The 10,942-nt window shown below is 69.8% G+C and carries 13 protein-coding genes; 9 read left to right on the top strand and 4 right to left on the bottom strand.

Translation table 11 applies throughout. From position 1 onward, the window contains the following. On the top strand, positions 1-1,325 hold a 1,325-nt coding region (locus tag AC1D2H_RS07045; protein ID WP_478010424.1), incomplete at its 5' end, for a phosphoethanolamine transferase. Between the two features lie 82 nt (positions 1,326-1,407). Then, entirely contained in the window at positions 1,408-1,794 is a 387-nt protein-coding gene (locus AC1D2H_RS07040; RefSeq protein ID WP_478010423.1) for a cupin domain-containing protein, read from the top strand. On the opposite strand, the gene AC1D2H_RS07035 is transcribed toward AC1D2H_RS07040, so the two are convergent. Continuing rightward, the gene (locus AC1D2H_RS07035) at positions 1,791-2,450 is read right to left on the bottom strand and encodes a DNA alkylation repair protein (protein WP_478010422.1); all 660 of its coding nucleotides are present in this window, start codon (positions 2,448-2,450) and stop codon (positions 1,791-1,793) included. The genes AC1D2H_RS07040 and AC1D2H_RS07035 overlap by 4 nt on opposite strands. A 48-nt stretch (positions 2,451-2,498) precedes the next feature. On the opposite strand from AC1D2H_RS07035, the gene AC1D2H_RS07030 reads away from it, so the two are divergent. From AC1D2H_RS07030 to AC1D2H_RS07020, 3 genes are all read left to right on the top strand, one after another. Continuing rightward, entirely contained in the window at positions 2,499-2,927 is a 429-nt protein-coding gene (locus AC1D2H_RS07030; protein WP_477933395.1) for a MerR family transcriptional regulator, read from the top strand. Next, entirely contained in the window at positions 2,924-3,358 is a 435-nt protein-coding gene (locus AC1D2H_RS07025; protein WP_477933393.1) for a nuclear transport factor 2 family protein, read from the top strand. The genes AC1D2H_RS07030 and AC1D2H_RS07025 overlap by 4 nt, the downstream gene beginning before the upstream one ends. A 72-nt stretch (positions 3,359-3,430) precedes the next feature. Then, entirely contained in the window at positions 3,431-4,993 is a 1,563-nt protein-coding gene (locus tag AC1D2H_RS07020; RefSeq protein ID WP_478010421.1) for a thioredoxin family protein, read from the top strand. A gap of 204 nt (positions 4,994-5,197) precedes the next feature. Here the strand turns inward: AC1D2H_RS07020 and gstA are convergent, their stop codons facing one another. Next, complete coding sequence (gstA, locus tag AC1D2H_RS07015) at positions 5,198-5,803, bottom strand: glutathione transferase GstA (protein ID WP_478010420.1); 606 nt, start codon at positions 5,801-5,803, stop codon at positions 5,198-5,200. Between the two features lie 136 nt (positions 5,804-5,939). On the opposite strand from gstA, the gene AC1D2H_RS07010 reads away from it, so the two are divergent. Beyond that, complete coding sequence (locus tag AC1D2H_RS07010) at positions 5,940-6,953, top strand: DUF3667 domain-containing protein (protein WP_478010419.1); 1,014 nt, start codon at positions 5,940-5,942, stop codon at positions 6,951-6,953. On the opposite strand, the gene AC1D2H_RS07005 is transcribed toward AC1D2H_RS07010, so the two are convergent. Together AC1D2H_RS07005 and AC1D2H_RS07000 are read right to left on the bottom strand one after the other, a co-directional pair. Then, on the bottom strand, positions 6,950-7,153 hold the full coding sequence (locus AC1D2H_RS07005) for a hypothetical protein (RefSeq protein ID WP_477933384.1): 204 nt from the start codon (positions 7,151-7,153) through the stop codon (positions 6,950-6,952). The genes AC1D2H_RS07010 and AC1D2H_RS07005 overlap by 4 nt on opposite strands. Positions 7,154-7,217: 64 nt before the next feature. Then, positions 7,218-7,349 carry a hypothetical protein gene (locus AC1D2H_RS07000; RefSeq protein WP_477933382.1) on the bottom strand — a complete coding sequence of 44 codons (132 nt, stop codon included), beginning with the start codon at positions 7,347-7,349 and terminating at the stop codon, positions 7,218-7,220. Positions 7,350-7,517: 168 nt separating this feature from the next. Here AC1D2H_RS07000 and AC1D2H_RS06995 point away from each other — a divergent pair, with 168 nt between their 5' ends. Genes AC1D2H_RS06995 through AC1D2H_RS06985 form a run of 3 tightly spaced genes read left to right on the top strand, consistent with a single transcriptional unit; the run spans position 7,518 to position 10,932 of the window. Continuing rightward, entirely contained in the window at positions 7,518-8,993 is a 1,476-nt protein-coding gene (locus AC1D2H_RS06995; protein ID WP_478010418.1) for an alpha/beta fold hydrolase, read from the top strand. Next, the gene (locus tag AC1D2H_RS06990; RefSeq protein ID WP_477933379.1) at positions 8,990-9,772 is read left to right on the top strand and encodes an ABC transporter ATP-binding protein; all 783 of its coding nucleotides are present in this window, start codon (positions 8,990-8,992) and stop codon (positions 9,770-9,772) included. Before AC1D2H_RS06995 ends, AC1D2H_RS06990 begins: the two co-directional genes overlap by 4 nt. Continuing rightward, positions 9,769-10,932 carry an ABC transporter permease gene (locus AC1D2H_RS06985; RefSeq protein WP_477933377.1) on the top strand — a complete coding sequence of 388 codons (1,164 nt, stop codon included), beginning with the start codon at positions 9,769-9,771 and terminating at the stop codon, positions 10,930-10,932. The genes AC1D2H_RS06990 and AC1D2H_RS06985 overlap by 4 nt, the downstream gene beginning before the upstream one ends. The last annotated feature ends 10 nt before the right edge of the window (positions 10,933-10,942 follow it).

The raw sequence follows: 10,942 nt of genomic DNA, 5'->3' as shown, positions 1-10,942 counted from the left end.
CGCTGCACACGGCGCCGGCGCGCAGCCTGGAGGTGGTGCGCGGCTTCGGCGCCTGGGTGTGGCTGTGGGCGGCCATCGCGCTGGCCTACCCGCTGCTGGCCTGGCGCGTCGACGGGCGCTGGCGTCTGGCGGGCCGCAAGGGCTGGCTGGCTGGCCTGCTCGGCGTGGCCTGCCTGTCGCTGGGAATGCGGCAGGCCTTCCCGCAGCAACTGAGCCTGCCGGCGTTCTTCGAGCGGACCACGGCCGACCGGGTGTTTCCGCTGAACCTCGCGTCCAGCCTGCAACGCGTGCTGGAGCAGGCCGGGCGTGAGAAGCCGACCGTCTCGCTGAACGGCCGTGCCCGCCCCGGCTCGGCCGAAGAGGCTCTGCACCTGGTGCTGGTCATCGGCGAGTCCGTTCGGCCCGATCACCTGGGCATCTATGGCTATGGGCGAGACACGACGCCCGGCCTGTCCGCGCTGCGCGACGAGCTGCTGCTGTTCCACGACGTCGCCTCGACGGCGCACTGGACCGGTGTCGCCGTGCCCGGCATCGTCGGCCGGCCCTTCGGCGACCACGGTCGAGCCAGCGTCGTGAGCACGCTGCGCGAGGGCGGGTACCACGCGGCCTGGCTGTCCAACCAGGAGAACTCGGACCTGATCAGCGACGCCGACGTGGCCGACTTCGCGCGCGGCGACTACGACTTCCATCTGCGCATGGACGCCGCGCTGCTGCCACCGTTCGAGGCACTGCTGCGCCAGGCCGGGCCGCGCCAGTTCATCGTGCTGCACATGATCGGCAGCCATTTCCCCTACGAAGAGCGCTACGACGCCCAGGCGCGACGCTTCACGCCCACGCTGGCCGACGCCGGCGTCAACGGCTGGCCAAGCCCGGGCCACAAGGCCGAGGCCATCAATTCCTACGACAACACGTTGGTCGTGCTGGACCGTTTCCTGATGCGCACCATCGCCGCGCTGCGTGCCGACCCCACGCCGGCCCTGCTGGTCTTCACCTCGGACCATGGCGAAAACCTCTTCGACGACGAGCGCCAGCGCTTCATGCACGCGCTGACCGATCCGTCCAAGGCGGACACGACGGTGCCCTTGTTCTTCTGGGCCAACGAGGCCTACCGCCGGCGCTGGCCCGAGGCCCTCGCGCCGCTGCGGGTCCACAGCAAGGCGCCCATCAGCCACCCCGACCTGATGCCCACGCTGCTGGACCTGGCCGGCGTCGACGCCAACGGCATTTCGCCCGCCGAAAGCCTGCGCTCGCCGGACTGGCGCCCACGCCCCCGCCGCCTGCGCCAGATCGACGGCCCCGGCTGGAACTACGAAGACATGCGCTGAGCTCTGAAACTGGGGTCAGAGTCGATTTATCGTTTGCCAACGCGGATCGGCTAGGCTGACGCATCCCACCCGAGGAACCGCCATGACCGCCACCGCCTCCATCGCCGCGATCAGCCCCGTCGACGTCGCCGCCAGCCTGACCGAGTTCTGGTCGCCGCGCGTCGTCGGCGCCTTCGACGACAACTACGTCAAGGTCGCCAAGGTGCAGGGGACTTTCGGCTGGCACCGCCACCCCGACGAGGACGAGCTCTTCCACATCCTGCGCGGCCGGCTGCGCATCGAGATGCGCGACGGCGCGGTCACGCTGGAGGCGGGCCAGATGTTCGTCGTGCCGCGCGGCGTGGAGCATTGCTCCGTGGCCGAAGAGGAGTGCCTGCTGATGCTGGTGGAGCGCAAGACGACGCTGCACAGCGGCGACACGCCGAACGAGAAGACGCGCTCCATCGAGGCGCAGCTGGGCCAGGTCTAGCGGCTCAGCTCCCGGCGCGCGTCGCTGCCTATCCAGCGCGCCGATTTCTCCTCACGCTGGCACAGGCGCTCCGCCACAGTGAGCGCAGGCTCACGCAGTGCCGGGCTGCGCTTGCCGATCTGCCGCAGCGCCCAGTTGACGGCCTTCTTGACGAAGTTGCGCTCGTCGTCGGCGGCGGCTTCGATGAGCGGCAGGCGGGCGATGAAGTCGGCGTCGGGCCGCGTCTTCTGGTGCACGGCGGCCACGGCCAGCAGCGCGAAGCCGGCGCGCTTCTCGAACTCGGCCTCGCGCGCCGCCCAGCGCGGAATCGCCTCCCAGGCCAGAGGGCTCTTCACGAAGGCATTGGTGCAGGCCTGGTCGCAGACGTCCCAGGCCCGCATGCCGGCGACCCAGTGGTCCATCTGCTTCACCGTCAGTTGGGCTGGCTCGGCCACCATGCCGGCCAGCATCTGCGCATCGGGAATGCCCCTGTCCCACAGCGCCAGGGCCAGCTCGTGGTCGCGCTTGAACTCGCGGGCCAGCGCCCGCAGCGTCGGCACGGCCAGGCCCAGGCGGGCGTCGCCGGTCAGGCCGAAGCGGGCCATGGCCTCCAGCGCCTCGGGGCGGGCCGCGGCATGCAGGCGTTGCAGGGCAAGGTCGAGTCGGGAGGTGCTCATGAAGATGGCGCTTGACTTAGAGCGCACTCTAGGTCGTCCAATGGCCCCATGACAGCCCTGGCCGACCCTCCCCTGCTGCTGATCGGCGCGCTGGCCGCGCGCTGCGGCAAGTCCGTCCACGCGATTCGCTGGTACGAGGCCCAGGGCCTGGTGCCCGGCGTGGCGCGCGACGCCGGCGGCCGCCGGCGCTACCGCGAGCAGCATGTCGCCTGGCTCGAATTGATGGAGAGGCTGCGCATCACCGGCATGTCCATCGCGGAGATGCGCCGCTACACCGAACTGGTCACCCAGGGCCGCAAGAGCCTGGGCGCGCGCCGCGACATGCTGGCCGCCCACCGTGCCGAGGTGCTGGCCACGATCACGCGCTGGCAGGAGGCGCTGGGCGCGCTGGACCAGAAGCTGGATTTCTATGACGACTGGATCGCCACCGGCCAACGCCCGGAACGCGACCCGCTCAACCCCAGGAGACCGACATGAACACCGCCACCGAGACCAACAAGGCCCTGCTGCAATCCATCTACGCCGCCCTGGCGGACGGCGACGGCCGGCCTTTCCGCGAGGCCATGGCCGAGGACTTCAGCTGGACCATCGCCGGCCACTCGGCCTGGTCGCGCAGCTGGCTGGGCCGCGAGGCCGTACAGCGCGATCTGCTTGCGCCGCTGTTCCAGCGCTTCGCGACGCGCTACCGCAATCGCGCCGAACACTTCATCGCCGAGGGCGACACCGTCGTCGTGCAATGTCGCGGCGAGGTGCAGACCACCGCCGGCGAGGCCTATGACAACCACTACTGCATGGTCTACCGGGTGGCTGACGGGCGGCTGCGCTCGGTCACCGAGTACATGGACACCGACCTCGCCTGCCGCGTGCTCGGCGCGCCCGAGATGGCAGCTCATGCGGCCGGCTCATAAGCCTATTCGGCGAACGCGCGTGACGCGGCGCAAAGCCTAGGACAATTGCGCCACCCCATTTCGTCGCCTGCCATGAAGCTGCTACCCCTCTTCTCGACGCTTGCGCTTGCCCTGACCCTGAGCTGCGCCCCTGCCCACGCCGTCACCGGCCCGGGCGTCTCCTGGCAGGCCGCCGCGGCCGACGCCGACATCGACCGCTACTTCGTGCAGGCCAAGGCCGAGAAGAAGCCGGTGCTGCTGTACTGGGGCGCCAAGTGGTGCCCGCCCTGCAACCAGCTCAAGGCCACGCTGTTCAACCGCGCGGACTTCATCGAGCAGAGCAAGGCCTTCGTGGCCGTGGGCATCGACGGCGACGCGCCCGGCGCGCAGAAGCTGGGCACGCGCTTCAAGGTGCGCGGCTACCCGACCATGATCCTGTTCAACCCGGCCGGCAGCGAGATCACCCGCCTGCCCGGCGAGGCCGATGCGGCCCAGGTCATGAAGGTGCTGCAGCTGGGCCTGTCCAGCGGCCGCCCCGTGAAGGCCGTGCTGGCCGACGCCAAGGCCGGCAAGAAGCTCGCCGCCAACGAATGGCGGCTGCTGGGCTTCTACGGTTGGGAGACCGACGAGCAGCAACTGCTGCCGGTAGCCGAGCGCCCGGCCACGCTGGCCCAGCTGGCCAAGGCCAGCGAGGGCGTGGATGCCGAAACGACGACGCGGCTGTGGCTGAAGTCGGTCGGCGCGATGGCCGAGGGCAAGGCGGCCGACCCGGCCCAAATTTCAACAGGTTTGCCGCGCCTGCGCGCCGTGCTCGGCGACGCCGCCCAGTCCCACGCCCAGATGGACGTGCTGACCAACGAGGCGCCCGACCTGGTCAAGGCTTTCGCGCCGCAGCCCGGCGAGGCGCGCCTTGCCCTGGTCGCCGAATTCGACGCCGCGCTGAAGCGCCTCAACGAAGACACGACGCTGTCCCGCGCCGACCGCCTGAACGCGCTGCAGGGCCGCATCGACCTGGCGCGCCTGGATTCGCCCAAGGACGCCCCCAACCCCAAGAACATCCCCGCTGCCCTGCTGACCGAAGCCCGCGAGCAGGCCGCCAAGGCCAACCGCGAGATCACCGATGGCTACGAGCGCCAGGCCGTCGTCACCGAGGCCGCCCATCTGCTGGGCCGCGCCGGGCTGTGGAAGGACAGCGACGAGCTGCTGAAATCGGCCCTGGCGCGCAGCCACTCGCCCTACTACCTGATGAGTCAGCTCGGCAGCAACGCGAAGAAGCAAGGCAGACGAGCCGACGCGCTGCGCTGGTACGAGGAGGCCTTCAACAAGAGCGAAGGCCCGGCCACGCGCCTGCAATGGGGCACCACCTATCTGACCGCGCTGGTGGAGCTGTCGCCCGAGGACGCCCCGCGCATCGAGAAGGCCGCCGCCCAGCTGTTCAGCGAGGCGGACAAGGACCCCGGTGCCTTCTACGAACGCAGCGAGCGTTCGCTGAAAAAGGTCGGCAGCCTGCTGACCACCTGGAACCAGGGCCCGACGCAGGCCGCCGTTGTCGGCCGCCTCAAGGCCCAGCTCGACGGCGTCTGCGGCAAGCTGGACGGCAGCGACGCCAAGGCCAAGTCGGCCTGTGCCGGCCTGATGAAACCAGCCAAGGCCTGAAGCAGCCCCTCGTCCAAGGAGTACCTTGGCCGGGACCGCGCTGCAGCCAGCGGCCTCAGCGCTTCGGCAGGCACGACAAGTCCACAGGACTTGCCGTGTCCGGCCTCAGCCCCCGAGGGGACGGCGATGCCTGCGGCATTGAGCCGCCGGCACATCGCCCAAGGCGGGCCGGCTAGGGAGCGGCCCGGCGCTCGGCCCGCAAGATCACTGAGCCTGTTCCATCTCCAGCGCGGCCTGCACGGCCGGGCGCTGCTGCATGCGCGCCTGGTGGGCGGCCAGGTTTTCCAGGCCCGCGATGTCCACACCCATGCGGCCGGACCAGCCGGTGATGACGAACAGATAGGCGTCGGCCACCGTGAAGCTCTCGCCCATGAGGTAGGACTTGCCCGAAAGCTGACCGTCCACCCACGTGAAGCGTTCCACGAGCTTCTTTTTGAAGAGAGCTTTCACCTCGTCAGGCACGGCCGGGTTGAACAGCGGCCCGAAGCCCTTGTGCAATTCGCTGCCGACAAAGGCCAGCCACTCCTGCACCCGCGTGCGCGCCAGCGTGCCGGCCGGCGGCAGCAGGCCCTTGGCGGGCGCCAGGTCGGCGATGTACTGCACGAGGGCGGCGTTCTCGGTGATGCGCTGCCCGTCGTCCAGCTCCAGCAGCGGCACATAGCCCCGCGGGTTGATGGCGTAGTAGTCGCTGCCGTCGGCGAGCTGATGGGTTTTCAGGTTGACCTGCACGGCTTCGTGGGCGAGGCCTGCTTCGTGCAACACGATGTGCGGGCATTGCGAACAGGCACCGGGGCTGAAATAGAGCTTCATGGCGGATGTCTCCTGGTAGCTGAGGGTCAGAAGCGGCAAATGCCATGCCCGCTCGGAGCGGCGAGCGCCAGCTGCGGCACACTTCGGCCCCGGCGGCGCGAGGGCTGCCGGACACAATGCCGCGGAGGGACGGAACATGGATGACGCAGGCTTGAGCGGCCTGGCTGGCGGCACCGCCGCCGTGGTGGCCTCGGCCGACCTGGCTGGCCTGGCGCTCAGCGGCGGCCAGACCGGTCACGGTCACGGCGCCAGCGGTGATTGCCTGAACTGCGGCGCCACGCTGGCGATGAACGCGCGCTTCTGCAGCCTGTGCGGCCAGGACACGGCCAACCACCCGCCGTCGCTGATGGAGTTCGCGCACGAGTTCATCAGCCACTACATCGCCGTCGAAGGCACGCTGTGGAAGAGCCTGTGGGGCCTGATGGCCAGGCCCGGCTTCCTGACGCGCGAATACCTGGCCGGCCGCAAGCAGCGCTATGTGCTGCCGCTGCGCCTGCTGTTGACGCTGGGCCTGCTGTTCTTCCTGGCGCTGAAGCTGATGCCCGGCAGCACGCAGGGTTTCCTGGACGATGACGACGAGGTCGCCCAGGTCGTGCCCCAGGCGGCGTCAGCGGCATCAGGCGCTGCCGCCAAGATCGCCAAGACCAAGAAGAAGGTGGTCGAGCGCAGCAGGGACGCGAACATCCTCAACCCCGAACTGGCCTCGCAGCTGCCCCAGGGCATGCAGGACCGCATGCATCGTGCCGAAGACCATTGGCGTGCCGACCCCCAGGGGTCCATGAGCGCCATGGGCGCCACCATGCTGGGCCTGGCGCCCTATGCGGTGCTGTGCTCCCTGCCCTTCTTTGCCGGCCTGCTCAAGCTGCTGTTCTGGCGCCAGCCCTATGGCGCCCACTTCGTCTTCGCCATGCATCTGCACGCAGCCTGGTACGGCATGCTGCTGCTGGCGGTGCTGCTGCCCTGGGGCGTCGTGGCCTTTGCCGTCTGGGCCTGGTCCAACGTCTACCCGGTGCTGGCGCTGAAGCGGGTGCACGCGGCCAGCTGGTGGACGACGGTGCTGCGCGCCGCGCTGCTGGCGGTGCTGCACTGGGTCATCATCACGCTGGGCCTCGTCCTCCTGACGATGGCCGGGGCCCTGGCGGCGGGCTAGAGCTCCGACAGCAGCGGCTCGCGCCGCAGGTCGGCGTCCACGTCCATCAGCACGCTGGCCAGTTCCAGCGTGCGCCACAGCCCCTCGGGCATGGCCAGGATGGCCTCGGGGGTGCGCGCCTGGCTGACCCAGGCACCGATCTCGGCATGCTGTTCGTGAGTCAGCAGGCAGCGGTCACGCATCTCGTCGAGTGTCTGCACGCTCAGCCTTTCTTCGCGGCGCGAGTGCCGCAGAGCCTATTTTGGTCGAGTGCGCCCGACGCTGCTACTTGCGGGGCTTGGCAGGCTGGGCCGGGGACACCTTGGGCGCATCGCCGATGACGGTCTTCAGCGGGCAGACCTTGAAGGCCGGGCACTTGGCGCAGCCGGCGACGATGGCGATGGGGCAAAGGGTCATGGCTGGCTCCCGGGGACGGTGGCTGGCTGAAGGGCGACCCAGCATACGCTGCCATTCATCCCGCGTCAGGCGCCATTCAGCTCATGGAACTGCCAACCGTCATCCCCAACGCGGGGGCAGGCCTGGCGGCCCGGATACTGGCGGCCATCCGATCCCTGGAGCCCTGCCATGCCCTTCCCTGCCCGGCGCGCCTGTGCGCTCGCCGCCGCTCTGGCGCTTGCCGCGCCGCTGGCTCATGCGGCCGCGCCGCTCAAGCCCTGCCGCATCGACGGCATTCCCACCGAGCTGCAATGCGGCAGCCTGCAGCGCCCGCTGGACCCGGCGCGGCCGGACGGCGTCAAGGTCGACATCCACTACCTCGTCGTGCCGGCACTGGCCCGCAACAAGCAGCCCGACGCCGTGCTGCTGCTGGCCGGCGGCCCTGGCCAGAGCGCCATCAAGGTGGCCTCGCGCGTGCTGCCGCGCCTGTCAAGGCTGAACAACCGCCGCGACCTGGTCTTCATCGACCAGCGCGGCACCGGCAAGTCCGCACCGCTGGACTGCCCGGACGACAGCAAGCTCTCCGTCGCCGAGCAGCTCGAGCCGGGCGCGCAGATGCGGCGCATCGAAGAATGCCGCATCGGACTCGAAAAGCTGCCCTACGGCAAGGACGGTGGCCTGCGCTTCTTCACGACCACGATTGCCATGCAGGACATGGACGCCGTGCGCGAGCAGCTCGGCGTGCCGCAGTGGAATCTCGTCGGCGCCAGCTACGGCACGCGCGCCGCGGTGGAATACCTGCGCCAGTTCCCGACCAAGGTGCGCCGCACCGTCATCGACGGCGTCGCGCCGCCGGACATGATCCTGCCGGCCAGCTTCTCCACCGACGGCCAGGCGGCGCTGGACAAGCTGTTCGCAGCCCACGCCAAGACCCATCCCGAGCTGCGCGCGGACTGGCAGAAGCTGCTGGCCTCGCTGCCACGCCCCGTCGCCGTGCAGCAGCCGCTGACCGGCGTGCTGGAGCGCTTCAGCGTCGACCGCGACCTCGTCATGCGTTCGGTGCGCGGCCCGCTCTACCAGCCGGCCCTGGCCGCCGCCCTGCCCGCGGCCATCCACGCGGCGGCCAGCGACGGCAACTTCGCTCCCCTCTTCGGCCTGACGACGGCCTTCGGCTCCAGTCCGTCGATGCGGCTGGCGATGGGCATGCATTTCTCGGTCATGTGCGCCGAGGACGCCCCCCGCATCGGCGAATCCAAGGACGCACCGGGCGCCGACTTCCGCACGGTGGACACCGAGATGTATGCCCGCGTCTGCAAGACCTGGCCCCGTGGTGACGTGGCGCCGGACTTCTACAAGATGCCGCCCGCGCCCAGCCCCGTCCTCGTGCTGAGCGGCGGCGCCGACCCGGCCACGCCGCCGCGCCATGGCGAGCATGTCGCCCAGGCCCTGGGCGCCGGCCATCCGGAGCGCGTGCAGCATGTCGTCGTCGCCGAAGCCGGCCATGGCGTCATGGCCGTCGGCTGCGTGCGCGACCTGATGTTCCGCTTCATCGACGCCAAGGCCGACACGGCCGCCCTGCCCCAGGACGCCGCCTGCGCCACCCGCATCCCGCGCCCCGTCGCCTTCCAACCCATCCAGTCCACGCAAGAAGGGGCAGCGAAATGATCGACATCCAGGACGTTCACAAGCAGTTCGTCGCCCAGAGCGGCGGCAGCCTGTTCAAGCGCGGCGCCAAGCGCGTCGTGCACGCGGTGCAGGGCGTCAGCGTGAAGGCCGCCAACGGCCGCATCACCGGCCTGCTGGGCGCCAACGGCGCCGGCAAGACGACGACGCTGCGCATGCTGGCCGGCCTGTTCCCGCCCGATGCGGGCCAGATCAGCGTCGACGGCATTGCCGTGAAGGACGCACCGCTGAAGGCCCTGGGCCGCATGGGCATCCTGGGCGATGCCCACGGCCTCTACCCGCGGCTGTCGGCACGCGAGAACATCGTCTACTACGGCCGCCTGCAAGGCATGAGCCCCGACGCCGCCAACGCTCGCGCCGAGGAGCTGGCCAAGCTGCTCGACATGGGCAGCATCCTGGACCGCCGCGCCGACGGCTTCAGCCAGGGCGAGCGCATGAAGACCGCTTTGGCCCGCGCCCTCGTGCACGACCCGGCCAACATCGTGCTGGACGAGCCCACCAACGGCCTGGACGTGCTGGCCACGCGTGCGCTGCGCGAGGCCCTGCGCTGGCTCAAGAGCCCCGCGGGCGGCAGCAAATGCATCGTCTTCTCGACGCACATCATGCAGGAGGTGGAGCAGCTCTGCGACGAGGTCATCATCGTCTCCAAGGGCCGCAGCGTCGCCCACGGCAGCGTGCCGGGCCTGCTGGAACAGGCCGGTGAATCCCGTTTCGAGGACGCCTTCGTCAAGCTCGCATTTCCGGAAGAGGTGGCTGCGTGAAACAAGGCCTGATCGTTTTCGTCAAAGAGCTCAGCGACGCGCTGCGCGACCGCCGCACGCTGCTGCGCCTCATGATCCCCGCCGTGCTGATGGGCCCGCTGCTGCTGATGGCCCTGTCCGGCCTCATCGCCTCGCTGGAGGAACGCGCCGACAAGCGCGAGATCCTGGCCGTCAACATCGAGGCGGCGCCGACGCTGAAGAACTACATCGAACGCCAGACCTACACCGTCAAGGCCGCGCCGGCCGACTACGAGGTGGGCTTGCGTGCCACGACGCTGCTGGAACCGGTGCTGGTCGTGCCCAAGGACTTCGAAGCCAAGCTGCTGGCCGGCGAGGCGCCGACGGTGGAGATCGTCAGCGACAGCGCCAACCAGCGCGCCAACGCCGGCGTCGGGCAGATCGCGCGCCTGCTGGGCGGCTTCAACCGCGAGCGCGCCATGCTCAACCTGGCGATGCGCGGCGTGTCCACCGAACTGCTCGAGCCCGTCGACGTGCAGGAGCGCGACCTCGCCAGCGCCCAGGCCCGTGCCGCGCGCTTCACCAGCATCATCCCGATGTTCATCATCATGGCCGTGCTCTACGGCGCCCTGACCTCGGCCCTGGACAGCACGGCCGGCGAACGCGAGCGCGGTTCGCTCGAGCCGCTGCTGATGAACCCCGCGCCGCACGGTGCCATCGTGGCCGGCAAATGGGCTGCCGTCGCGCTGATGGGCATGGCCGTGGCGCTGCTGTCGTCGCTGAGCTTCGTGCCCGCGCAGTGGCTGCTGAAGAGCGATGTGCTGCAGGCGCAGTTCAGCTTCGGCGGCGGCGAGGTGCTGGCCTTCTGGCTGCTGCAGATCCCGCTCGCGGCCGGCTTGTCGGCGCTGCTGATGGCCCTGGCCATCCGCTCCAAGACCTTCAAGGAAGCCCAGGCCGGCAGCACCCTGGTCATCACGGCCATCACGCTGATGCCCATGGTCAGCATGTTCAATCCAGGCGGCGAGGCGGCCTGGTACTACTGGGTGCCAGGTCTTGCCCAGAACACGCTGATGATGGCGGTGTTGAAGGGTGAGGCGCTGCGTTGGAGCCAGGTGATGCCCGGCGTCATCGTCGGCTTCGCGCTCGCGGCAGTCGCATTGCTTTACGTGGCGCGTTCGATGCGGGCCGCCGTGGCGCGCTAAGCTGYGCGGC

The sequence above is a fragment of the Roseateles sp. P1_C1_2 genome (assembly GCF_056406535.1).
Note: the sequence above shows the minus strand (reverse complement) of the source record. Positions and strands in the feature narration are given on the sequence as shown.

Bases quoted from the DNA above. Each gene is read 5' to 3' on its own strand.
- AC1D2H_RS07040 (WP_478010423.1), top strand. From the start codon at position 1,408: ATGACCGCCACCGCCTCCATCGCCGCGATCAGCCCCGTCGACGTCGCC.
- AC1D2H_RS07035 (WP_478010422.1), bottom strand. From the start codon at position 2,450: ATGAGCACCTCCCGACTCGACCTTGCCCTGCAACGCCTGCATGCCGCG.
- AC1D2H_RS07030 (WP_477933395.1), top strand. From the start codon at position 2,499: ATGACAGCCCTGGCCGACCCTCCCCTGCTGCTGATCGGCGCGCTGGCC.
- AC1D2H_RS07025 (WP_477933393.1), top strand. From the start codon at position 2,924: ATGAACACCGCCACCGAGACCAACAAGGCCCTGCTGCAATCCATCTAC.
- AC1D2H_RS07020 (WP_478010421.1), top strand. From the start codon at position 3,431: ATGAAGCTGCTACCCCTCTTCTCGACGCTTGCGCTTGCCCTGACCCTG.
- gstA (WP_478010420.1), bottom strand. From the start codon at position 5,803: ATGAAGCTCTATTTCAGCCCCGGTGCCTGTTCGCAATGCCCGCACATC.
- AC1D2H_RS07010 (WP_478010419.1), top strand. From the start codon at position 5,940: ATGGATGACGCAGGCTTGAGCGGCCTGGCTGGCGGCACCGCCGCCGTG.
- AC1D2H_RS07000 (WP_477933382.1), bottom strand. From the start codon at position 7,349: ATGACCCTTTGCCCCATCGCCATCGTCGCCGGCTGCGCCAAGTGCCCG.
- AC1D2H_RS06995 (WP_478010418.1), top strand. From the start codon at position 7,518: ATGCCCTTCCCTGCCCGGCGCGCCTGTGCGCTCGCCGCCGCTCTGGCG.
- AC1D2H_RS06990 (WP_477933379.1), top strand. From the start codon at position 8,990: ATGATCGACATCCAGGACGTTCACAAGCAGTTCGTCGCCCAGAGCGGC.